This is a genomic window from Geobacter sp. (genome assembly GCF_030834625.1).
In the GTDB taxonomy this organism is placed as follows: Bacteria; Desulfobacterota; Desulfuromonadia; order Geobacterales; family Geobacteraceae; genus Geobacter.
Window position 1 is genome coordinate 87,754 of sequence record NZ_JAUQXO010000045.1, and the last position, 23,429, is coordinate 111,182.

Annotated in this window: 22 protein-coding genes and 1 pseudogene; 9 read left to right on the plus strand and 14 right to left on the minus strand. The window is 59.8% G+C overall.

What is annotated here, in order from left to right; translation table 11 throughout:
• Positions 1 to 7: 7 nt before the first annotated feature.
• The 14 genes and pseudogenes from RCH91_RS11950 to RCH91_RS12015 all read right to left on the minus strand — a co-directional run bounded on the left by RCH91_RS11950 (position 8) and on the right by RCH91_RS12015 (position 13,448).
• Positions 8 to 661: a hypothetical protein gene (locus RCH91_RS11950; RefSeq protein ID WP_306535183.1), complete on the minus strand. Its 654-nt coding sequence runs from the start codon at positions 659 to 661 to the stop codon at positions 8 to 10.
• Positions 662 to 717: 56 nt separating this feature from the next.
• Positions 718 to 1,149, minus strand: a pseudogene (locus tag RCH91_RS11955) (aspartate ammonia-lyase); the annotation flags it as partial.
• Complete coding sequence (locus RCH91_RS11960) at positions 1,137 to 1,562, minus strand: hypothetical protein (RefSeq protein WP_306535185.1); 426 nt, start codon at positions 1,560 to 1,562, stop codon at positions 1,137 to 1,139. The pseudogene RCH91_RS11955 and the gene RCH91_RS11960, both read right to left, overlap by 13 nt.
• 44 nt (positions 1,563 to 1,606) lie before the next feature.
• Positions 1,607 to 3,286, minus strand: coding sequence for an aspartate-alanine antiporter (gene aspT / locus RCH91_RS11965; RefSeq protein WP_306535186.1), 1,680 nt, complete (start codon positions 3,284 to 3,286; stop codon positions 1,607 to 1,609).
• Positions 3,287 to 3,316: 30 nt separating this feature from the next.
• On the minus strand, positions 3,317 to 4,342 hold the full coding sequence (gene fbaA / locus RCH91_RS11970; RefSeq protein ID WP_306535188.1) for a class II fructose-bisphosphate aldolase: 1,026 nt from the start codon (positions 4,340 to 4,342) through the stop codon (positions 3,317 to 3,319).
• Entirely contained in the window at positions 4,302 to 4,850 is a 549-nt protein-coding gene (locus RCH91_RS11975; RefSeq protein ID WP_306535189.1) for a hypothetical protein, read from the minus strand. The genes fbaA and RCH91_RS11975 overlap by 41 nt, the downstream gene beginning before the upstream one ends.
• A gap of 174 nt (positions 4,851 to 5,024) precedes the next feature.
• On the minus strand, positions 5,025 to 6,005 hold the full coding sequence (locus tag RCH91_RS11980) for a hypothetical protein (protein WP_306535190.1): 981 nt from the start codon (positions 6,003 to 6,005) through the stop codon (positions 5,025 to 5,027).
• A gap of 36 nt (positions 6,006 to 6,041) precedes the next feature.
• Positions 6,042 to 7,913 (minus strand): triacylglycerol lipase, encoded by a 1,872-nt coding sequence (locus RCH91_RS11985; protein ID WP_306535191.1) that lies wholly within the window; start codon positions 7,911 to 7,913, stop codon positions 6,042 to 6,044.
• A gap of 2 nt (positions 7,914 to 7,915) precedes the next feature.
• Complete coding sequence (locus RCH91_RS11990; RefSeq protein ID WP_306535192.1) at positions 7,916 to 8,926, minus strand: DUF4105 domain-containing protein; 1,011 nt, start codon at positions 8,924 to 8,926, stop codon at positions 7,916 to 7,918.
• A gap of 97 nt (positions 8,927 to 9,023) precedes the next feature.
• Positions 9,024 to 9,713, minus strand: coding sequence for a potassium channel family protein (locus RCH91_RS11995; RefSeq protein WP_306535193.1), 690 nt, complete (start codon positions 9,711 to 9,713; stop codon positions 9,024 to 9,026).
• A 23-nt stretch (positions 9,714 to 9,736) separates the two neighbouring features.
• The gene (locus RCH91_RS12000) at positions 9,737 to 10,501 is read right to left on the minus strand and encodes a VacJ family lipoprotein (protein WP_306535194.1); all 765 of its coding nucleotides are present in this window, start codon (positions 10,499 to 10,501) and stop codon (positions 9,737 to 9,739) included.
• A gap of 2 nt (positions 10,502 to 10,503) precedes the next feature.
• Positions 10,504 to 11,790, minus strand: a complete 1,287-nt coding sequence (locus tag RCH91_RS12005; RefSeq protein ID WP_306535195.1) for an alpha/beta hydrolase — start codon at positions 11,788 to 11,790, stop codon at positions 10,504 to 10,506.
• A 51-nt stretch (positions 11,791 to 11,841) separates the two neighbouring features.
• Positions 11,842 to 12,831: a TAXI family TRAP transporter solute-binding subunit gene (locus RCH91_RS12010; protein WP_306535196.1), complete on the minus strand. Its 990-nt coding sequence runs from the start codon at positions 12,829 to 12,831 to the stop codon at positions 11,842 to 11,844.
• A 53-nt stretch (positions 12,832 to 12,884) separates the two neighbouring features.
• Positions 12,885 to 13,448, minus strand: coding sequence for a lipid-binding SYLF domain-containing protein (locus RCH91_RS12015; protein WP_306535197.1), 564 nt, complete (start codon positions 13,446 to 13,448; stop codon positions 12,885 to 12,887).
• 343 nt (positions 13,449 to 13,791) lie between these two features.
• Between RCH91_RS12015 and RCH91_RS12020 the strand changes: the two genes are divergently transcribed.
• The 9 genes from RCH91_RS12020 (at position 13,792) to RCH91_RS12060 (ending at position 23,424) form a co-directional block, all read left to right on the plus strand.
• Entirely contained in the window at positions 13,792 to 15,969 is a 2,178-nt protein-coding gene (locus RCH91_RS12020; RefSeq protein ID WP_306535198.1) for a sigma 54-interacting transcriptional regulator, read from the plus strand.
• A 140-nt stretch (positions 15,970 to 16,109) separates the two neighbouring features.
• Positions 16,110 to 16,466 carry a putative quinol monooxygenase gene (locus tag RCH91_RS12025; protein ID WP_306535199.1) on the plus strand — a complete coding sequence of 119 codons (357 nt, stop codon included), beginning with the start codon at positions 16,110 to 16,112 and terminating at the stop codon, positions 16,464 to 16,466.
• A 28-nt stretch (positions 16,467 to 16,494) separates the two neighbouring features.
• Positions 16,495 to 17,190 carry a DUF3313 domain-containing protein gene (locus tag RCH91_RS12030; protein ID WP_306535200.1) on the plus strand — a complete coding sequence of 232 codons (696 nt, stop codon included), beginning with the start codon at positions 16,495 to 16,497 and terminating at the stop codon, positions 17,188 to 17,190.
• A gap of 75 nt (positions 17,191 to 17,265) precedes the next feature.
• The gene (locus tag RCH91_RS12035) at positions 17,266 to 18,426 is read left to right on the plus strand and encodes an ABC transporter permease (RefSeq protein ID WP_306535201.1); all 1,161 of its coding nucleotides are present in this window, start codon (positions 17,266 to 17,268) and stop codon (positions 18,424 to 18,426) included.
• Positions 18,423 to 19,214 carry an ABC transporter ATP-binding protein gene (locus RCH91_RS12040; RefSeq protein WP_306535202.1) on the plus strand — a complete coding sequence of 264 codons (792 nt, stop codon included), beginning with the start codon at positions 18,423 to 18,425 and terminating at the stop codon, positions 19,212 to 19,214. The genes RCH91_RS12035 and RCH91_RS12040 overlap by 4 nt, the downstream gene beginning before the upstream one ends.
• Positions 19,215 to 19,248: 34 nt before the next feature.
• Positions 19,249 to 20,229, plus strand: coding sequence for an MlaD family protein (locus RCH91_RS12045; protein ID WP_306535203.1), 981 nt, complete (start codon positions 19,249 to 19,251; stop codon positions 20,227 to 20,229).
• A 10-nt stretch (positions 20,230 to 20,239) separates the two neighbouring features.
• Entirely contained in the window at positions 20,240 to 20,890 is a 651-nt protein-coding gene (locus tag RCH91_RS12050; protein WP_306535204.1) for a membrane integrity-associated transporter subunit PqiC, read from the plus strand.
• Positions 20,891 to 20,998: 108 nt separating this feature from the next.
• Positions 20,999 to 22,087, plus strand: coding sequence for an AI-2E family transporter YdiK (gene ydiK, locus RCH91_RS12055; protein ID WP_306535205.1), 1,089 nt, complete (start codon positions 20,999 to 21,001; stop codon positions 22,085 to 22,087).
• Between the two features lie 47 nt (positions 22,088 to 22,134).
• A complete protein-coding gene (locus RCH91_RS12060) occupies positions 22,135 to 23,424 on the plus strand; it encodes an efflux RND transporter periplasmic adaptor subunit (RefSeq protein ID WP_306535206.1) in 1,290 nt (429 codons plus the stop codon).
• Positions 23,425 to 23,429: the final 5 nt, after the last annotated feature.

The window sequence follows — 23,429 nt, forward strand, 5'->3', positions numbered from 1 at the left end:
CCCTGTCTCAGATGAGCCCCTGGCTGGCAAGGGCCCTGATCACCACACCCGATAGCTTGCTACTGACTGTAATGACCCCTTTGGGGTCCACGGCGCTCGTGGTCCCCAACCAGACCATGCGCCCCGTTCCGGCGTCGAAGAGATTGGTCTGCAGGGTCGCGACCGTCGACGTGGTTACCTCCACTGTCCGATGCTCAAAGGTGGCGTAGGAGACGGTCGCCCCATAGTACCCGTACAGGTCGGTCGGCATGAAAACGGGATCATAGAAGTCGGGATGTGAGAAGCCCCGATCCGACATGATAAAGCCGGTCTGGGTTGTGGTGTTGCGCTTCAGGTTCACGAGGCGGGTGATGAGGACCCCGTCGGCTCCGGTCTTTCTGACCGCCTCTTCGAGGCTCTCCCGGGACTGCTTCGCCTCGACGCCGGTAATGGTGTAGCTCGAGATGGCCGTAAGTTTCATTTTCCGCAGTTCATCGGAAAAAACCTCCTCGAAGACCTGTCGCATCTGGTTATTGTTTGCCACGCCTACGACCAGGAGCTTCCGGTACTGCTTTGCCGGCGCTTCGGCATCCTTCCATGAGTTGACCAGCGAGACGGATGCGCATCCCGTCTGCATGACGATGAGCATGAGCGCCCAGAGAGCGAGGTACAGCTTCTTCATCGGTTTCCCCTTTCCAGGAAATGATAGTTGTTCGTGGGCGTCGCTAATACCCCTGATTACTTTGATATCGTGCGCGGCTGCGTCATGTTCTCCGGCTTCAGGATGTCGTCAAGGGCCTCCTTGCTCAGCCAACCCTTCTGGAGCACCAGGTCGTAGACGCTGCCGCCGGTTTCCAGGGCTTCCTTGGCGATGGAGACCGATTTCTCGTAACCAAGTACCGGGTTGAGAGCAGTGACCAGGCCGATACTGTTCTGTACGTACTCACGGCAGCGCTCCACGTTGACCTGGATGCCGACGATGCACCTGCTGGTCAGCACGATGGCGGCGTTCTTGAGGATCATGAGCCCATGCAGCAGGCAGTAGGCGATGATCGGCTCGGCCATGTTCAGCTCCAGCTCGCTGGCCTCCGAAGCCATGGCGACGGTCACGTCGTAGCCGATGATGGTGAAGCAGACCTGGCTGACCATCTCCGGGATCACGGGATTGACCAGTTGAACGACACATCACCGCTGATTCCGGCGAGGGGCCCGGTGCCGCCGACAATGGTGCCGGTAACAAGGCTTCCCTGCTGCAGCTGATTGCTCTGCAGCATGATGTAGATCTCCGGACCGGCAAGATCCTTCCAGACACAGCGGCCGACAACACCGGTCACCGAATCGGCAAAACCGACGCATTCGGACCAGTAGTCCTTCTTCTTGCCGAGTACTGTCTGCAGGTTCACATGGCCGGCGAGCTTGAAGGTGAAAACCTGCCGTCCGTCCCCGAAGGGGAAGGGTGCCCGGGTGCCGTTGGCGATCCAGCCCCCCTTGAATTCGCCCGATTCTGCCGCATGACTTTCGGTCAGGGAAACAAGCAGCAGAACCACACACACAACGATTCGTAACACCAGGCTGCCGTTCATGGTTTCTCCTTTTAGCGGTGGTCTTCCCGTTCGTGGAACAGTTGTTAACTCATCAGGGCAACGATGACCGGTCCCCAGGCGGTCAGCAGAATGTTTCCCACCGCATAGGGGACCGTGTAGCCGAGCACCGGAAGCTTACTCTGTGATTCGTCCTGAAGGGCCTTCAGGCCCGCAGTGAGGGTTCCCGCGCCGGTGCACACTCCCAGCAGGATGACCGGGTTCATCTTGAGAAGGTAACGGCCCACCAGAAGGCCGATGATGTGCGGGACCGCAGCCACCACAAGGGCGACGAACACGAGGCTCAGGCCGGTCTGGCGCACCCCGGCCACAAAGCTGGGACCCGCGCCCAGGCCGACCACGGCGATGAACGTACAAAGCCCCACCGAGTCGAAAACCCAGAGGGCGGCCTCCGGTATGCGGCCGAAGGTGGGGCGGACGGAGCGGAGCCAGCCGAACACCAGTCCCATGACCAGGGCGCCGCCGCTGGCGGTGAGGGTGATCAGAACCCCTCCCACCGTGACCGACAGGAGGCCCACAAGCCCCCCAAGGAAAATCCCCAGCCCGACAAAGATCATGTCGGTGGCTGCCGATGGGCGGTCCACGTAGCCGATGGCCTGGGCGGCCCTTTCTGCATTGCGCCGGTCTCCCGCGATCTGGAGCAGGTCTCCCCGGTATACCTTCGTCTGTGCCGTAAAGGGGATCTCCTGGCCGCCGCGGATCAGTTTCAGCAGGGCCACCCCCCGGCCGTGGCGCTCGGCCAGCTCGAGAAGCGTGGCGCCGACCAGCTCCCTGTTGGTCAGGACCACCTCAAGATTGGCCAGGTGGAACTCCAGCAGTTCCCGATCCTCCACCTCCTGGCCGATTTTGGTGCCGACATCGAGGATGAGGTTGCGGCGGGCGGCAACGGCAATAAGGTCTCCCTCGCGGATCACGGTATCCACGTCCGGCTCGATCAGTGACCCGTCGCGCCGGATCCGTTCCACGAACAGCCGAACACCGGGGAACGAGGCCTCGATCTCGGCAACGGTCCGGTTCATGGCCGTCGACCCGGTGACGCGAAAAGCGCGAAAGTCCCACTCCCGGTACGAGGAGAGGATGCCCGGTTCCAATTCTTCCTTCCCCGACAGTTCCACCTCCAGCTTCCTGCTCTCCTCGCGGAGGTTAAGCCCCATGAGCCGAGGCATCAAAAACGAGAGGAACCAGACGAGAAACGTCGTCCCCACCAGGTAGGTGACGGCGTAGGCGACGGGGATGTTGTTCACCAGCCGGATCTTTTCCGCTTCGGGGAGAGGGAGACGGTTGATGGCGTCGCCGGCCGTGCCGATCACCGTCGACTCGGTGAAGGCCCCTGCCAGCATCCCGGCCGCGGTTCCCGCGTCATAGCCGAGGATTTTTGCCGCGACGACCGCGGTAACCAGAGAGGAAACGCAGATAATCACCGTGAGCAGGAGTTGGGGCAGGGCGTCCTTTTTCAAACCACGGAAGAACTGGGGACCCACCTTGTATCCGGTGGCGAAGAGAAACAGGTCGAAAAAGACCGTCTTCACCGTCGGGGAAACCTTGATGTCGAACTGGCCGATGAGCACACCCGCCAGAAGCGTCCCAACGACGGTGCCGAGGGAGAAGTTGCCGAACCTGAGGCGACCGATGAAGAATCCCAGCGCCAGCGTGAGAAAGATGGCCAGTTCAGGGTACTGCTGGAGAATCGAGATGAGTGTTGCCATGGGGTCTTCTCCTCGCGCTTCCGTCCGAGCCTACCGCCCGAAGAGCGTCGTGCCGGTTCCCCGCAGCTCCGTCACCGCCCGTTTGACCCGCTCGGCCATTCCCGTCTCGGCCAGGGCCAGATAGGTGCGGGGGTCGTAGGCCTTCTTGTCCCCCATCTCGCCGTCCACCTTCAGGACCCCGTCATAGCGGGTGAACATGTGGGCGGTTATCGGACGGGTGAAGGCGTACTGGGTGTCGGTGTCGATGTTCATCTTGACCACGCCGTAGTCCAGGGCCTCGTGAATCTCGTGGAGCTCCGAGCCCGAACCGCCGTGGAAGACCAGATGGAAGCGGAACCCCTCGCCATGTTGGGCGGCCACGGCATCCTGGCACTCCTTGAGGACTGCTGGCCTCAGCTTTACGGCACCAGGCTTGTAGACGCCATGGACGTTGCCGAAGGTGGCTGCCAGGAGATAGCGGGCGCCGATGGGGTTCAGGCACCGTGCCACCTCCAGGGTGTCCTCGGGAGTGGTGTAGAGCTTGGCGCTGGCCTCGGCCCTGATGCCGTCCTCTTCGCCCCCCACGACGCCTGCCTCGATCTCCAGGATCAGTTCGCTTGCCTTGAACCGCTCCAGCAGCTTCGCGGCAATCTCCAGGTTCTCCGCCAGCGGCAGGGCGCTGCCGTCGAACATGTGGCTGTTGAAGAGATTGGGGAGCCCTGCGGCACGGCGTCGCTCGGTTTCCGCCACCAGCGGCAGGACGAAGGTGTCGAGCTTGTCCGCCGGGCAGTGGTCGGTGTGGAGTGCAACATAAATGGGGTAGCGCTCGGCGGCCCGGTGGACGTGCTCGGCAATGGAGATGGCACCCAGTGGCATATCCTTGACCGCCATGCCCGAGGCAAAGGCCGCCCCCCCGGTGGAGACCTGGATGATCCCGTCGCTGCCGCTTTCGGCGAGCCCTTTGAGCACAGCGTTTGCCGTGGTCAGGGAGGTGACGTTGATGGCGGGGTAGGCGAAGCGCCCATCCCGAGCCCGGTCAAGCATTCTGCAGTAGACGTCGTAACTGGCAATAGGCATGGGTCACTTTCTCCTTTTCGCAGCGGCGGCCTTTGCCGCTCCGCGAGTGCCGACAGGTGCCGGCTCTTCGACGGGCCGTGCCCCCCAGATATTTGTGCAGTACTCCCGGATTGACCGGTCCGGGGAGAACTTCCCCATGCGTGCCTTGCCCAAGCTCGGCCAAGGCCTGGCGAACAGGACCCATGATCCCCAGGTTCACCAGGTTGTTCCCCAGGTGTGGCCCCATCAGGAACTCGGCCGACAGGTAGCTGACGATCCTGATCGTTCGGTCCGACAGGTGATGGAGCGAGCTGAGCCAGTCGTCGAGCATCCGGTCGCGGACGGTGTATGCAACGGCCATGTACCAATCGTTGCGGGTCGCCAGGCCGATGTGTCGTGCCAGGGTGAAGTGCAGGTGATCCAGTATTGCCTGTTTGAGGGGGACAATGCCCATTCCGCGCCGGATGCCCTCACGTTCACCCCCTGGTTCGGGAGTCGGTATATTGCCCTTTGAACTTGATGCTTCCATGAATCGCTCCTCCCTCATTTCACGACAAAGTCGGCAATGATCCGTGCGATCTTCCGGTTCTTGACCCTGCAGTTGTTGAAGGTCAGGTGGTAGTACAAGGGATCGCTTTCATCGGCGTCCAGGAGCTTGCGAATGATCCACAGGCATGGTGTCCTCCTTTTCCGGGTTCTCGTGTCAGTCGTTGACCTGTTGATCAGTATCGGGAAGAGTGACAAGCGAGACGATGAGCCTCTGCCCTTCGGCATTGCACAGTTCGTCGAGAGTCAGTTCCGGCGCGTCATCGGCGGGTTCACCCCGCTTGATTCCCAGGCGGTCGACGATCAGTGTTGTCTTGGTGGACCAGAGATGTTCTTCGGGGCGGCTCAATACGTCCGCCACAATGTCGAGATACGCCTCGAGCGCCCGGTCATCCCCCCCCACTTCCATGAGCTGCGTCTCGATCCGGCCCAGCATTTCCTCAAGCTTTGCCTCATCCATGCTCTCCGGCGAGCCGGCAGAGTCGAATCCCCAGCCACCGCGCTGCAGAAGGTTGAGCTTTGACTGGATGAGCGTGCGGTATCTCTCCAGGTTCACGCGCTCGGTCTTTATGGTGGCGATGCGCCCGAGGGCCAGGCTCAGCAGGTGGTCGTAGGCGCGGCGCATGAGCCGGCTGCGGGTTTCCTCCTCGCTCCCCGAGGGGTCCATGAGGCGGTGCCCCTCGAAGCTGACCGTTGTCTGGGGAACATCTCGCATGACGACATCTCCGGACAGGGCAACGCCGATAATCCCCCGTTCCTGTTTCTCCATGGCCAGCATGGCAACGACACGAGGAGAGGCCCCTTCCGGCCCTTTTCGGAACGCTGCCAGATTCCGTTCGGCAGCTATGAAATCCCGCAACTCATCGGTGGAGATGAAAAATCTCCTCAGGAGGGGATCGCCGTCAGCATAGTTTTCGATGCTCAACTCCAGCGGCGGCGGCATCCCATCCACCAACGCCACCACATGGTCAATGGCACGAACCACCGCCGGCCTCAGCTTCTTCTTGTAGCCCGACACGGCGCGAATCCACGGGTCGGTGCCGTCCACCGCACGCTCGATGGCCTCCCTGACAAGTGACTCGGGATAGTTCCCCGCTGTGGTGTCGCCGCCGAATAGGGATTGAAAAAGCCGCAACATAGGTTACCTCCGGGGGTAGCGGAGCAGACAAGGCAATCACTTTGCCGTCTCTTCCTGTGCGCCGAGATGTTTGAGCAGAATCCGCCGCACCTCTTCGATGGTGAACGGGTGCTCCTGGCAGGAATGGCCAGAGCGGACGATGAATTCCGACTCCATCCCGTCGAGATGGGCGCTGCTGTAGGCGACGACGCCATCGTCCCCAAGATTGGGATCGCCATCCCCCTTGACCGCGATGATCGAATGGCCGGTCACCCCGGTTGCCAGCGGGGTGGCAGCCAGTGCCTTCAGGACCGGATTGTCCGGCGACATGCCGTCGATGCTGGTTGGAATCTTGCTGCTGCCCATTAATCTTTTCATGTCATCGGTTAAATACTCGTGGATGCTGAAGGTCGTCTCGACAATTTTTCCAGGCAGGGTGACGAGTTTTTTGATCAGGGTTCGCACCCATTGTTTACTGAGGATACTCCCCCGGTGGGGAGTGGAGATAAAAACTACCCGCTTTACCGCTGGTACCGGTTCCACAATAAGGAGCCTGCGGGCTGCGGCCATCTTCTCCTCAGGCAACTTCAGGGCGTCGAAATTATTCCCCGTAAGTGCGCGTACCAAGCTATCGCCCATATCGACGGCGGTGAATTTGGTCAGGAGCCCCCCTTGGCTGTGGCCGACAACGACCATCTGTTGGAGCGCCGGGTCCTTTCCTGCCGGGTCGAGTTGGGCGACCTTGTCCCGCAGAGCGTCCCGCAAATCGGCGGCGGACACCACGAGGGGGGCGCTGCTGTTGTAGAGGAAGTACCAGAACTGGAACTTTTTCTGCAGTATGGGGTCGGCACGAAGTGTGTTGAACATCTCCACCCACCAGGCCGGGTTGCTGAAGGTGCCATGTACGAATACCACCGGAATGCGGCCCGGTTGGTAGGGCTGGCTCATGTAGAGGCCATTGGAAATGGACTGGAATTCCGTGCCAAGAAATGAACCCAGTCCGAAATCCCAGATCCTGGAGGTGTCGAGTACGTAGGCCATCGGTGTGGTGGTGTCGGTCTCGAGGGGGGGGCGGCGTCCTTTGACTTCCAGAAGATTTTCTTCGTAGGCCGAGTAGAACTCCAGAGAGGCGGTCGCCGTCCCCTCAGTCAACTGAGCCAGGTTGCCGTTGATCCGCAGAAACATGGTTACCGGCGCGGCCTGGGGAAAAGGTGACGCCTGGTTCGCCTTCTTCACGCCAATAAGGGCACTGCCGATCCCCTTTGAGCGGTTGCGAATGGAAACACCGCGTATCACATACTTGTCTACCGGCTCGAACCGTTCGAAATCCTCGAGGGCCCAGGGGAATTTGCTCAGATCGACCGTGATGGCAAGGCTGCCGACTGGTAATTTGCGCACGTCTGAGGCAAAGCTGAGGGTGCCTGCCTTGCCCGTTGACATCCCCCGCCACAGGGAAAAATTGTACAGATCGCAGGCAGTGCGGGCACGAATGTCGAAGGTACCAGGTGGAGGTTCGGTTCGTTCATCCAGGAGAAACTGGTAGGCATAGACTGCCGCAAGGATGAAATAGTCGGGTGCCAGCTCCTGGTCTGCCTCGTCGGCACTTTCCCCCAGGCGCTCACCGTAGAGATAGGAGAGTTCCGCCAGTGCGTAGAGGGTATCCCGCCGGTCATCATGCAGCGCCCTGTCGTGGAGGAATTCGATTACTTCTGCCGGGTCGTCCTTGTATGTGGAGGAGAGGTCGAAACGGCGCAGCACAATGGTTGTCGCATTGCTGGTCACTCCTTCGGCCAGGGGATTACGTATTGAATCCCGATATGAATCGCGTGGCGAAACCTGGCGGATGCCGATCGGGGTGGCACAGCCCGCCAGCAGGACGAGTGCCAGGAGAAGCAGACTGAAGCGCAGGAATGTTCCGTGTGTTCCCATGATTACGGCTCCATTCCGGGCAATCCCACGCGGATCAGCCGTGAGAAGTCACGGGCTTTGTCGGCTGCTTTCGCCCGCTGGTTGATGAGGCTTCGCTTCTTCAACTCGGCGAAGGGGAGAGTCTGGTCGAGCGTTCCCCGTTCGTAAAGCATCTCATCGAGGTAGCCATTGGCAATGAGCCGCCAGTCGAAACGGGCATCGGGGTTGAACCGGCGGGTGTGGCGAAGGATGCTGGTGGTGCAGTTTGTACCGATGGCCCGGTACCATTCGGGATGGTCCTTCAGGCTGTTCACCTCGCGCAGGTAGTCGAGCAGCACCTTGCGGGCAAAGTCCGTGGGGACGTTGAGCCGGTAGAGGTAGACATCCTCACCTGTGCGGTAGTTGGTCCGCAGGCGCACGACATCCCGTTCGTCCGCAACCACGTACGTCAATTCGAACTGCTTGAAGAACCCCTTGATCGCCGAGTACTCTTCGCCCACTTCCTTGCGGGTCTCGATGGAGAAGCAGAGATGCCTTTCGTCCTTGAAGCCGAAACTCATCATGGTGTGGGCGATGCTGGGCGACCCCCAGTAGACGAGGAAGAGATCGAGGCTCTTCAATTGGTTCAGGTCGAAGGTCCGGTCGTAGTGGCGGACCGTGAAGTCGGTCTCGGAGCGGTAATCGCAGTTGCGGATGTTGTGGACGGTGACCAGGTTATCCCTGATCTCAGCCCAGGGGAGCACTGCCAGATCCGGCTGCCAGTTCCGGCTGTTGGACGGCGGGATCAAAAACCACCAGGCAATGAATACCACCGTGAACAAGACCAGGAAGGCGCCCCATGCCCGTCGTTTTTGCTTCCTGAGCCCGGAGAGGATGAGGCTCACGGCCACCAGCGCAAAGATGCCGGCCGTTACAGGGCGCAGAACGGCAGGAAGGTTTGAATAGTAGATGGCCAGCGTCCCCAGGAGGGCAACGATGGCGAGACAGATAAAGGCCACTGCCAGGCCGAATATTTTGGGAATGCTCCCCTTCATTCTCTGTGTATTCCCTTCTTGGCGGTAACGAGCTGATCGGTATGACGACCGGAGCCTCCGCCAAACGAAAGGTGCGGTAAACGAACCGCACGGGATACTAGTGCCGGCTGCTGATCTCGAGAGAAACCAGCCGCGCCAGGAGCGTTGCAGGGTAGAGCTGTCCCATGAGCGCCTCCATGATGACGAACATGCGCGCCGTCGGGTGGATGGCGGTGACGTCGCCGTAACCGAGGGTAGTCAGGGTGACAAAGCTGAAATAGGTGAAGGTCTCCTGCCGGGTTGTCGCGTCGATATGGTGAGCGGCCGGCAGGGTGAACGCCCCCGTAAACGAGAGATCCAGGAACTGATAGAGCATGGACCAGGTGATGCCGAACAGAATGTAGACCGCCACTGCCCCCTTGACCCGGTGAAGGGTCACCTGCTTGTCGCTGCGGAAAACCCGGATCAGCAGTACTCCGGTCATGAAGGCAAGAAACAGCAGGGATGTGGCGGCTGACCAGACTGCTATGGTGGTGTTCTCGGTAAACCTGTCCGCCCAGCGCAGGATGATGGCCGCTACGGCGACCATACCGGCAATAAAACGGGGAAGGGGGCGTGACGAAATCGTCACAACCCCCGAGATCAGCAGGAACGAAAAGAACAGAGAGGAAATAATCCGCATCAGGACCGATTCGATGAACGGCCCCAGGAACAGGGAGATGAAGAGCAGGATAAGAAAGGCCGAAAGCCCCTTGTCCCCCCACCAGAAACTGGTGACCCCCTTGAATGTATCGGCAACTGATCGCATGTGCGGAGGCCTCCCCCCCCAGATCATTGTGCTATATCGAAGTCCCGTTTCATGGTGTAGAGCATCCTCACCAGCTCATATTCGAACGGCGAACCGGTCTGACGGTAGCGGAAGGGGATACGGTGCCGCTTGTCCACGGCATACGTCGCGGTGTACGCATTGGAAATTCCTTGGTCATCGACCCAGGCGCTCGGTCCCACAAAGGTGAAGATTGCCCCGTCGACTACCATGCCCGCTGTGTCGCGTACGTTGGACGGCCCGGCAATGGGGAGGACAATGTACGAACCGTTGCCCGTCCCGTAGTGGCCGAGGGTCTGGCCGAAGTCCTCACTCTGGCGCTCCAGCCCAAAGGATGTGGCAGGATCCCAGAGGCCGGCGATACCGATGGTGGTATTGATGGCAAAGCGGCTCAGGGTGATGCCGGCATCCTTGAACTTGAGCTGGAACAGGTTGTTGGTGAGGTTGCCGAATTCGCCGATGTTGTTGATGGCGTTGGAGACCCGATCCTCAACATAGTCAGGGAGGATGAATTCGTAAGTCCGGACGACCGGGATGAAGAAATACTTGTCAAAGTTGTAGTTGAAACGGTAGGCGCCGCGGTTGAACCCTTCCATGGAGTCGCTGATTTCAAGCAGGCGAGGGCTATCCTTCTTCACCACGTCCTCGTAGGTGCGCAGCGGGGGGATGGTTTTGCTACTGGTTTCGGGCAGGGTGCTGCATCCGCTCACCAGGAGCATGGCTGAAAGAGCAGCCGAAATGAGTGATATCCTTTTGCTGGTATAGTTCATGGTCATATCTCCTTACCCGTCAGAAAATCGATCATGGAGCGGACCACGTCGGGATGGAACATGTTGCCCATGTGGCCGCCGGTCGGGAATATCCGGGCCCTGTTGCCGAAGACTCCCTGCAGGTAGTCGATCTCGCCGGGCATCAGGATGATGTCGTCTTCATTGTGGACCAGACCGATCTTGCCAGCGCTCTTGAGGTACGGCTCGATGCTGTGCAGGTTCGAGCGGTCAAGGAGGGCTTGCCGGTTCATGTACGGATCCTTCTTCTCGGAGTAAGGGAGTAAGTACTCGTTGAAGTAGTCCACGAAACGGGTACGGTAGGAGACCAAGGCATAGTTGGTCAGCGACGTCGAGTTGTTGAGCTTGGCATTTTTCGGGACGATGTAGCCGCCGCCGTTCATGACATCGGCCGTGAAGAGCATGTTTGCCGAACTCATGCGGAATGCCGTGCCGATGATGGCGGCCAGATTTTCCTCGCTGGGGGGGAGGCGTTTGTAGGCGTTATAGATGAAGTCACCGCTCAGTTCCGCGTTTCCCATTTCTTTCGAGACGGCTGCCAGCTTCGCCAGGAGGCCCCGGAACCACAGATCAAACTTTTCCGGTCCGCCGGGGATGTTCTCCACCATCAGCTGATCGAGGGCTGTTACCGAATCGTAGAGATTGACCGGCGGATTGATGAGCAGGACCCGTTTAAAATTGAATTGTTTTTGCTCTTCGTCCAGCTTGGAGATGAATGCCGCGTTGAAAGCGCCGAAGCTGTAGCCGGTCAGGGCGAAGGAAGAGACTTCGATCTTGGGCTTGACCTTCTCGTAGGCCAGTTTCATGACCCGGTAGAGGTCCTTGGCATCCCGGAGGGAATCCCCCGGCAGCCCTTCCGAGGCGTTCACCACGAAATCCATGTGGGTCGGCGAGGTGATGGTGATGACGTGGAATCCGCCCTGGTAGAGCGCCTTCTGGAGCTTCACCATCCGCGGCGTGTTGTAGCGGGACCCGGTGCCGGCAACCACGAAGACGAGCGGTGCCTTGTGGTCCTGGTAGGCCAGGGAGAAGGGGAGCCCGTCTTCGTACCAGAAAACGTCGGGGATCTCGCGCTCGGGGAATACGTCAAGGGTGTATTCCTTGGTGGGGACTTCCTCCGGCAGCTTGACTTCGAAAGCTTTCGGCATTTCCGTGACGGTAGCTACATAGGGATTGACAAAGGGATAGAAATAGGGCTGGGAAGCCGCAGAGGCGCTCTGCGCCCACCACAGGCAGGCCATAATAAGTATTGATGCAATCAGTCGTTTCATTACGTCCTCCGATGAGAATAAGGTAGTCAACCGCTCAGTCCGGCACATTCGTCAGGGGGCGAGGCCTGCCTCGCGGAAATAGCGTTCAGCCCCCGGATGGAGTGGAACTACCGTGATGGTGCTGACGTCACGTGAGGTCAGGTCCTGCAGGGCGGGATGCTGGCGCTTGAAGAGATCGAAGTTTGCAAGGACTTCTTTTACCAGGCGGTAGACGGTTTCATCAGAAGTGTCTGCTCTGGTGAACAGTACGGCTTTGACGCCGACGGTCGGAACCTCCCCCTGTTTCTCCAGGCCCGGATAATGGTTTGTGGGGATCGTCACGGGGATGATGACCTGATTGCCGGCAGTCACCTGAGAAATGATCGTGTTGTCGAGGGGGACCAGTCGCACCTTCCGCTTGCCGGCGCTTGCCTCAAGAACCGAGAGGTTCGGGTGCCCCACCGTGTAGATGTATGCATCGATATCATCCTTTTGCAGGAGCTCGGCGGCCAGTGCCGAGGGATGTTCGGAGATCTTCATGTCTGCCAGTTTTACACCCGACCGCTCCAGCAGAGTCGTACCGTATTCGTTATCGCTCGAACCGGGGGCACCGATGTTGACCCGTTTCCCCTTGAGATCGCTGATCCGCCGTATTTCGCGATCAGTGGCGGCGACGATCGTCAATGCCTCCCCATGGAGGGCGAGGACGGCGCGCAGTTCCTTCTGGGGTTTTCCCTTCCACGGACCGGTTCCGTCTGCCGCACGTTGAAGCATGTCGGCCTGGACAATCCCGAAGGCTGTCTTTCCCTGCACCACATTGTCGATGGTGGCAAGCGCCCCCTGCGATGGCATGGCGGAGACCCTCAACCCGTACTCGGCACTCTTGCGGTTGAAAAGTTTCGCAACGGCGCTGGAGGCAGCGTAGTTGGTGCTGGTGGTGTCTCCGGAGCTGATGACGATGGACGGCTGCTGGAAGGCGGGGAGGGCGGCCGGCGCCAGCAGCAGAGCCACTGCCGAGAGTAGGGGGAGTGCGGCGTGTTTGAATCGGTTTGGGCATATCATCAGTATCTTCCTCCTGTTGGGATCGAATCGGTCATGGTGTTTCAGTGCCGGCGCTATTTCGGCTCGATTCTGGTAATCTTCGTCCCCTGCAGGCCAATACCGGCCATGAGGCCCCGCTGATCGAAGAAGAACGCATAGATGTCGTCCTTGGCCGTCGTGGTGGTGAGCGATTTTGCCGCGCCCATATCGACGACCACGATGCTCGGGCCGACCCCGACTTCCCATCCTTCCGATTTGTTCAGGTAGTCCAGTGCTTCCTTGTTCATGAAGAAGAGGGCGTAGCCGAAGGTCTGGGCGCCTGCCTGCAGACCGTAGGAAAGGGCGACGCTTCGATAGTAGCCACTCGTCTTCCCCTGTTCACGGAGCGCCCCTTCGCCGTACTGGCCGCCGATGACCAGTCCTCCCTTGATGATGCTCGGGAAGACGAGAATTGCCGTTGCCTTCTCCGAAAGGGCTTTGGCTGCCGGGGTGCTTTCGTAAAGCTTCTGCAGGGCCGAGTCCACGTCGCGGTCGATCTCGGCCATGCTGGCGGCGAGGGCTGTGGTCGCGTTCATCAGAGACGGCACTGCCAGTGCCAGAATAAGTGCCGCGATTACCAGACGAATATGCTTGATCATGATTTTTCTCCTTTGCGTTTGGTGCTGACAGAGTCAGGGATTCACGTCCCAATCACACGCAGGGCGTTGTTGTCGTGGCGATAGTCCTGCCTTTGCCGAAAATTAATTCCCAGATTCGTGCCAGAAGTCCGGTGAATGATCTTTTTGCGTAACATGCTGTAATGTTGAATCAATAAATGAATGACACCTGGGACGGCAGTGGCGGTTAGGACGATATGTCGTCCTTCGGATGAAATGTCGCCTTGAATGTTTCTAATCTGGTGGTAGGCTTGTGATCGTGATCTGTTTCCATGGTGTTACTTGAAGCCGTGTTCCAACTACATTTCAGGGAGGAAATGTCGGTATGGCAGAAATAAGGCAGCACAAGGGGGCTCCGAGCAACAGGACCAGGGAAAAAGGGAACGCTGTCGCCATCTTTGGGTGCACTTGCGAAGTTCCGTCTGAACGCCGGCGGTTCGACAAGCTGCTGATCTCCCTTTCAACCAGGCTCAAGAACGCCTCCCCGAAGGAACTGGACGAGGAAATCGATGCCGGGCTCAAGGATGTCATTGCCTATTTCGGGGGCGACCGGATTACCCTGTGGGAATTTGTCGACGGCGGAAAACTGGCCGTGATGACCCATTTCTTTGCGGAGAATGGCGCAGAACCGCCTGTCAGGAGCGTTCTTCACGCGGAAATGCCCTATCTTCTGAGCCGGATACGGCAGAATGAAATCTTCCGCATGTCTCGAATCGTCGACCTCCCTGACTCGGCCTCAATCGACAGGCAGAAGTTCCAACGCTATGGCATCAAATCAATGCTCTCAATCCCTATGTTCACGGCTGGTGCTCCGCGGGGATGTCTTTCCCTGGCAACGGTAGGGTCAGAGCAGGAATGGTCTGACGAAACTATCCTGCAGCTCACGCGTATTGGAGCGGTACTCGGAAATGCGCTGGAGCGCAAAGTCTCCCATGGACAGCTCGAGGAACGGATACGCTTTGAGACCTTGATATCGAATCTTTCCGCCAGCTTTATCAATCTCTCCACTGAAGAGGTCGAGGGAGCGGTTTCTTCGGCGCTTGAGCATGTCCGCACCTTTTTCCATGCCGATTTCTGTGCACTGTTCGAAGCAAATAACGTGACCATGGAGGCTAGCCTTCCCTACATCAGGTATGCCCCGGAAGCATCACACCTGCCGGAGGATATTGATCCAAGGGAGGCCTTCCCCTGGGCATACGATCTAATCATTCGGCAAGGAAAACCGTGCATTCGCACCTGCCTGGACGACATTCCTCCCGAGGCGGAGATTGACCGGATAACCAACAAGGCAATTGGCGTTGAAGGATCCATTAATCTCCCCATCGCTTTCGGATCTCCGACAGTGTACTGCTTTACCGTGGCCACTACCCGGCAGCGTACCTGGCCGGAGGAGTACATACCGAGGGTGCGTCTGCTCGGGGAAATCATCGTGAACGCCCTGAAGCGCATGGGGTCAGACCTGGAATTGAAGCGGTCCTTCGACGAAATCGTGAGCCTGAAGAACCGGCTTGAACTCGAAGCCGACTATCTCAGGTCGGAAATCAGGATCGGCAGGGAGCACGAGGCAATCATCGGGCAGAGCGAGGCGCTCACCAATGTCCTGATGCAGGTGGAACAGGTCGCCCCCACCAGTTCCACCGTGCTCATCTGCGGAGAAACCGGCACCGGCAAGGAGCTTGTGGCCCAGGCCGTCCATAACCTCAGTTCCCGCAGGGACAGGCTTCTGGTGACGGTCAACTGTGCCTCGCTCCCGGCGGCACTGGTGGAGAGCGAGCTGTTCGGCCGGGAGAAGGGGGCCTACACCGGGGCATTGTCACGGCAGGCGGGGCGGTTCGAGCTGGCCGATGGCTCGACGATCTTCCTTGACGAGATAGGGGAGCTGTCGATCGAACTGCAGGCGAAACTGCTGAGGGTGCTGCAGGAAGGACGTTTCGAGCGGCTGGGGAGTCCAAAGACCATGAAGGTCGATGTCCGGGTGATAGCCGCCACCAACCGGAACCTTGCAGAAGAAGTGAAGAAAGGAACGTTCAGGGAAGACCTCTTCTATCGCCTCAATGTCTTCCCCATTGTCGTCCCACCCCTGCGCGACCGGATCGAGGATATTCCCCTTCTGGTCTGGGGGTTCATCAACGAATTCTCCGAAAAAATGGGCAAGAAGATCAATAAGGTCGCCAAGCGTGACATGGCGGCTCTGCAGCGCTACTCGTGGCCGGGCAATATCCGGGAACTGCGGAATGTGATCGAGTATGCCGTCATCGTGAGCACCGACGACACCCTGAAAATCCGGCTGCCTGAAAATGACAACTCGGAACCCGCGAAGATCATGACCCTTGAGGAGGCTGAATCCAGTCACATCAATAGGGTGCTCAAGCTGACCGGCTGGCGCATCAAGGGAGAAGGGGGGGCTGCCCAGCTTCTGGGAATGAATCCTTCCACCCTCTATTCAAGGATGCTCAAGCTTGGCATCCCCTCACGGGAGGCAAGGGGCGACATTTCGTCTTAAGGACGAAATGTCGCCCACTCCCATCCCCCATCCGTCCTCTCTATTCTCTTCGGCAGTCGATTACCCCCTGTAACTAAACAGTTTTTGCCATTTATCATCTGTCTCGAAACCTTGGCACAAATCTCGGATTGTGTGTAGGCATGAGACTGTCATTGGTCAGAATTACTCCCGTTCCGGAGAGGCGAGATGAAGTCCTGGATATTCTCCTTTCAGTGAAGGGGCCTACCCAGGCGGAGCAGGGTTGTCTTGCCTGCTGGATTCTCGCGGAATTCGGGGAAGATCCGGCAATTGTCTATGTGGAGCAGTGGCGAAGCTTTGCGGAAATGCATCGTCACATGCGAACGCCTCTGTATGCACGGATTCTGCAGGCCATGGAGCTTTCGGACACGGAACCGCAGGTATGCTTTTTCGAGATAGTCGAGTCCAGCGGCCTGGAGTTGGTGGAGCAGGTACTAAAACAGAGCAGAAAGAAAGCTGAGCCGAGGAGAGGGACGTAGGGGACAGAGTCAAACAAGGAGGATCATCATGGAACGTATCAAGTCATTGGTAGCAGGCGCGGTGTGTGTTGCTCTGGCAGGGCTGCTCGGGGGGTGCGGTGCCAGTTATCAGGCGCGGAGCGTTGATCTGAAATCAACGCTGGTAAATCCGTCCCTGCTTAAAGAGGGGACCGAGGACCAGGCCCTGTACCGGTATCGCAATCCGAAGGTCAATATTGCAAGTTACACCAAGGTGATGATCGAGCCGGTCACTATTGCAAAAGACGGCGAGCTGGACGCGGATGAACAGGAAAATTACCGGAAGCTCGCCAACAACGCCTTCGTCTATCTGAACGAAGAGCTCAAGAAGGATTACCAGATCGTGATGTCGCCAGAGGCAAATACCATGCAGCTCAAGTTTGCCATCGTCGATGCCGACACGTCCAAGCCGGTCCGTAACCTTTTCTCCACGGTGATGCCCATTGGCATCGGTGTTTCCGTTCTCAAGTATGGGGCAACCGGCAAGCAGTCGGGGGTAGGGGAGATTACCGGCGAGATGAAAGTTACCGATGCGCTTACCGGCGAACTGCTGGCCGCGGCCGTCGACCGCCGCGTCGGGGGGAAGGCAGCCCAAGGGATTGTCGATACCTGGTACAACGCTGACGAGGCACTGAAATTCTGGGCCAAGCAGGTCCGTTGGGGACTCTGCACGGAGCGGAAGGGACCGAACTGCGAAAAACCGTAATCGCGCCCAAAGAGGGTTTCCCTTGGTTTGGGGTACCAGGGGAAACCTGTCAGGGCACATGACACGGGGGGCTGTATGGATCAGGAGACCCACGGCGAAACGAAATCTGCGACAGCCGGTCTGAGTTTCAGTCGTCCGGCGCCAGATACGCTGCTCGTGACCCTTGCGGGATCCTGGCAGGTGAGTGGCAAACTCCCGTTGGCCGAAGAGGTTCAGCAGCACCTTGCATCCCAGCCGCCGGTCACACGGGTCACGTTCGATACGACGGAGCTTGGCCCGTGGGACAGCGGCCTGCTGGTGTTCCTGATGAAGCTCTCCGGCATCTGCCGGCAGGCAGGGGCCGATGTTGACCCGACCGGTCTGCCGCCGGGGATACGGAAGCTCATGGACCTGGCCTCCCCCGAAAACCAGCGCTCGGGAGTGACACGGGGAGGTGGGCGCCCTGCGTTCCTGGTGCGGGTTGCGGATGCTGCCCTCGATCAGATGAAGGGGACGAAGGAGGTGCTCGCCTTCATCGGCGAGGTGACGCTGGTTTTCCTCAAGATGCTGCGGGGCAAGGCAGTTTTCCGGCGCCTGGACCTGGTCACGACCATCCAGGAAACCGGGGCACAGGCGCTCCCCATCGTCTCCCTCATTAGCCTGCTGGTGGGGATGATCCTGGCCTTTGTGGCGGCGATCCAGCTGAAGCTTTTCGGGGCGCAGATCTACGTGGCCGATGTGGTGGGAATCGGCATGGTGCGGGTCATGGGAGCCATCATGACCGGCATCATCATGTCGGGCCGAACCGGCGCGGCCTTTGCCGCCCAGCTCGGCACCATGCAGGTGAACGAAGAGATCGATGCCCTGGAGACCCTGGGCTTTTCGTCGGTGGAGTTCCTGGTTCTCCCCCGGATGCTGGCCCTCATGCTGATGATGCCGCTCCTCTGCGTCTATTCCGACCTGATGGGGGTATTGGGGGGGATGATCGTGGGGGTGGGGATGCTTGACCTCGGCGTGGTTGAGTACGTGAACCAGTCGCGCTCATCCCTGACGCTGACCCATTTCCTGATCGGCCTGTTCCACAGTTTCGTCTTCGGCATCCTCGTGGCCATATCCGGCTGCCTGCGCGGCATCCAGTGCGAGCGGAGCGCCTCGGCGGTCGGCTATGCAGCCACCTCGGCGGTCGTGACCGGCATTGTCTGCATCGTCGTTGCCACGGCGATCATCACCCTTTCCTGTCAGGTGCTGGGGATATGAGCGGAGCGGAGGCACTGAAAAGCAGCAGTAAGGATCCGGTCATCGCCGTCCGTGGCCTGGAGATGTCCTACGGCAGCTTCGTGCTGATGCGCGACCTCAATTTCACCATCAACCGGGGCGACATCTTCATCATCATGGGGGGAAGCGGCTGCGGCAAGAGCACCCTGCTGAAGCACCTGGTGGGACTCAAGCAGCCCGCCAAGGGGCAGATTCTTTACGACGGCGTCAGCTACTGGGAGGCTGAAAGCGAGGAGCAGGAGCGGCTCAAGAGGCGCTTCGGGATCCTCTTTCAGAGCGGGGCCCTCTGGAGTTCCATGACCCTGGCGGAGAACGTCGCCATGCCCCTGGAGCAGTACACCGGCCTCGCGCCGGCGCAGATCCGGGAGCTGGTGTCGTTCAAGCTGGCACTGGTGGGGCTTGGCGGATTCGAGGAGTTCTATCCCTCGGAGATCAGCGGCGGCATGAAGAAACGGGCAGGGCTTGCCCGGGCCATGGCCCTGGACCCGGACCTCCTCTTCTTCGACGAGCCGTCGGCCGGCCTGGACCCCATCAGCGCCCGGCTGCTGGATGACCTGATCATCGAGCTGAGCGAAAGCCTCGGCACCACGGTGGTGGTGGTGACCCACGAACTGGCGAGCATCTTCGCCATCGGCACCAACTCGGTATTTCTCGATCCCGACGTGAAGACGATGACCGCTGCCGGCGACCCGAAACTGCTCCTCAGGGAATCGCCGGACCCGAAGGTAATCAACTTCCTGACGCGGGGTGAAGGGGCGCGGCAACGCTGACTGTGCCAGCAGTAACCCGGAAGCGGAGACCCAGATGAGCACTAAAGTGAACAAGACAGCGATCGGAGCGTTCGTTCTCGGTGCCATTGCCCTGCTGGTTGCCGGGGTGCTCGTCCTTGGCGCCGGTAAGTTCTTTACCCATGAGTTCGTCTACATCACGTACTTCGATGGCTCCGTGAAAGGGCTGAACGTGGGTTCGCCCGTCATGTTCCGGGGGGTGAAGGTCGGTTCGGTGACCGATATCAGCATCACCGCAGACCCCGCAAAGCGTGAGTTGAAGATCCCGGTGATTTTCACTCTGGAGCCTGGGAAGTTCAAGGGGGCCCAGTCCGAGTTTCGACGGGATGCCAAGTCCATCCAAAAGGCCGTCGAGATGGGATTGAGGACCCAACTCCAGACCCAGAGTTTCGTAACCGGTCAGTTGATGGTTGCTCTCGATTTTTTTCCCGACAAGCCGGCTAATTACGTCGGGTTGTACAAGGAGTATCCCGAGATCCCGAGCATTCCCACGTCGCTGGAGGAGCTGGCGAAGACCATAGAGAATCTTCCGTTCAAGGAAATCGTCGAAAACCTCAATCACACGCTCGCGGGAGTCGACAGGCTCGTCAACTCGGTCGACGCGAAAAAGACGGCGGAGGCTGTTGACGCTGCCATCAGGGATACCCAGATGCTGGTGCAGAACCTCAACAGCAGGATCGGCCCCGTAGCCGATAACCTTGCCCAGGCCGCCCGCTCCGCCGATGCTGCCCTCGTGGAAACCAGGGAAACGATGGTTGCCGTCCGGAGCGACACCCAGAAGGTCCTCGATGGTGCGCAGCTAACCCTTGTTTCGGCCCAGTCGGCCCTGAAGCAGTCCGAGCATACCCTGCAGGCGTACGGAGAGGATTCGCGGCTGGTCGTCGACCTGAACAAGACCCTGCGGGAGCTCTCCATGACGACCCGGTCGCTCCGACAGCTCTCCGATTATCTTGAGCGGCACCCCGAGGCACTGCTGAGAGGCAAGGCCGGCGAGTAAGGAGAATGAGATGCTGAAGGGATATTCACTGGCAGGAATTCTTTTCCTTGGAGCGGTTGCAGCACTCGGTGCCGGGTGTGGCAGCACGCAGCCGGCGCGAATGTACACGCTCAGCTCCCTCGAACATCAAGAAGCGAAGCCGGCGGCAGGGCAGGGAGCGAACCCGGTTTCGGTGAGCGTTGCACCAGTCGAGGTTCCCGACTACCTGGACCGGTCCCAGATCGTCACCCGTGATGGGAATAACGGTCTCAAGCTCGCAGAATTCGACCGGTGGGGCGGCTCCCTTGGCGAGAATATTTCCACGGTGCTCGTGGAGAACCTCTCGGCGCTCCTGGAGTCCGACCGGGTCTTCGCCTATCCGAGACTGCATCCCGAGAAGCCCGACTACTGGGTGGGGGTAAGGATTCTGCGCCTCGACTGCGTTCCCGGCGACCGGGTTGAGCTCAAGGCCCAATGGGTCGTCTCGGCGGGGCAGGAGAAGCAGGGGGTGGCAAACGGACTTTCGACCTACACCGAACAAGTGGGCGACGGACGCTACGAAACCCTCGTGGCTGCCGTCAGCCGCACGGTCGGGCAGTTGAGTCGCGAGATCGCTCGGGAGATCGCGGCACGGCCTAAGGACGTTCTTCCCGCAAGCCCGACAGTCGAGGTGCGTCCATGACGCCAAACAGCGGCGTGACGGGCGACACCCTGTTCACAGGCAGATGCATGTGCAGGTAAAGTCGTACTTACCTGGATATCTCGAATACATGTACGGAGGGCCGAACCAATGACACAGAATCTCCCCTCCCGGGACATAGCACGAACGACGTTGGCGGTGCTCTTCATCGGCATTCTCATCAGCGCCAGCTTCTGGATCCTGCACCCATTCTTTACGGCCCTCGTCTGGGCAACCATGATCGTCGTGGCCACCTGGCCATTCATGCTCGCTGTCCAGAAGCGGCTCTGGGGCAAGAGGTCCCTCGCCGTCACGGTTATGACACTTACGCTCCTGCTGGTATTCATCATCCCCTTTACCCTTGCCGTTGTCAGCATCATCGAGCGGTCCGACGAGATCGTCGGCTGGGCAAAATCCCTTGCTGCGTTTGCCGCGTCACCGCCACCCGCGTGGGTCGAACAGCTCCCGGTTGTCGGGCCGAAGCTTGCCGCCCGCTGGAATCAGTTTGCGTCGGTCGGCCCGGGAGAGTTGTCCGAGCGTCTGGCACCCCACGCGAAAAATATCGTGAGCTGGCTGGTAGCCCAGGCCGGCAGCGTCGGGATGATGATCGTGCAGTTCCTGCTGACCGCGATCATCAGCGCGGTTCTCTACGCCAACGGCGAGACGGCTGCCAGTGGCGTGTGCCGCTTTGCCCGGCGGCTTGCGGGCCAGCAAGGCGAAGACGCTGCCATCCTTGCCGCCAAGGCCGTCCGCGGCGTTGCACTCGGTGTTGTCGTCACTGCCCTTATCCAGTCGCTCCTCGGCGGCATCGGCCTGGCCATGGCCGGCATTCCGGCAGCGGCGGTACTGACGGCGGTCATGTTTATCCTCTGCGTGGCCCAGTTGGGTCCCGCCCTTGTGCTTATTCCCTCAGTGGCCTGGCTCTTCTATACGGACCAGACCCTCTGGGGGTCGGTCATGGTCGTCTGGACGATCATTGTCGGAACCCTCGACAACTTCGTCCGCCCGATCCTCATCAGGAGAGGGGCAGATCTTCCTCTGCTCCTGATTTTTGCCGGCGTGATCGGCGGCCTCATCGCCTTCGGCGTCATCGGTTTGTTCATCGGCCCGGTGATGCTCGCCGTGACCTACACCCTGCTTCAGGCGTGGGTTTCCACGGGCGAGCAGGAACCTGAAAAATCGTCCGTCGATGCCGGTTGATGACATCTGCGAAGCAGTATCACGATTTCCCTGGAAGGAGAGCATCCATGTTCAAGTCGACCATCATGAAATCCTGCCTCCCTTGTATTGAAAAGTTCCTGCCCGACGGGAACGTGGCGTGCGCATCGTCCGGACGCGGCACCAGCTCATCGTGGTCATGGCGCATGCCTGCCGTCTTTCTCTTTATGCTCATGGGGACGGTCTGCGGCTGCAAGAAGGAAGCGCCCAAGGCTGCCGCGCCCCCTCCCGCCGAGGTGGTTGCCGTCGCGGTAGCGCCGAAGACGGTCCCGATCACCACCCCCTTTGTCGCCCAGGCCGAGAGTTCCCACCAGGTGGAGATCGTGGCCAGGGTCAACGGCTTCCTGGAAAAGATCCTCTACAAGGAGGGTGAAGTGGTGAAGGCAGGGCAGGTCCTCTTTCTCATGGACCAGAAGCCGTTCAAGGCCCAAGTCAATGCCTCCAGGGGCGAGGTGGAAAACCGCCAGGCGCAACTCTGGACGGCAAAGGCCAACCTGGACCGGATCCAGCCGTTGGCTGCCCAGGACGCCGCCAGCAAGAGCGACCTGGATAACGCCGTCGGCGCGGTCAAGTCGGCCGAGGCGTCCCTCTACGAGGCCAAGTCCCGGCTCGAGAAGGCTGAACTGGACCTGAGCTACACGACGATCAAATCGCCGGTAAGTGGCGTGTCGGGTCAGGCCCTGCTGCGCGAGGGGGCTTACCTCTCCCCCGTGGGGCAGGCCTCGAAGCTCAGCTATGTGGCCCGGCTCGATCCCATCTGGATCAATTTCAGTGTCTCCCAGAACGAGATGGCCACCAACCAGCAGGAGGTGGCGAAGGGGCGGCTCACCGTGCCGAAGAACCAGAACTATGACGTGGAGGTCGAACTGTCCGACGGCACCCGCTATCCCCATACGGGCAAGCTCAGCTTTGCCGACCCCTCCTTCAGTCAGCAGACCGGCACCTTCCTGGTCCGTGCCGAGCTCCCCAACCCAAAGGGAGCCCTCCGGCCGGGCATGTTCGTGAAAGTCCATGTGAAGGGGGCGGTCCGCCCCAACGCTATCGTGGTTCCCCAGAAGGCGGTGCAGCAGACCGCCAACGGCCACGTGGTGTATCTGGTGAACAACAAGGGGCAGGCTGAACTTCGGCCGGTCATGGTCGGTGAATGGGTCGGCGATGAATGGGTCATCAACCAGGGGTTGAAGGGTGGTGACAAGATTATTGTCGAAGGGTTCCAGCGTCTGGCCCCGGGAGCCCCGGTGAAGGTCATAACCCCCGAAGAGGCCGCGGCAAAGGCGGCGGCTGCAGCTGTCAAACCGGCACAGCCGGCGGCTAAATAGGAGTC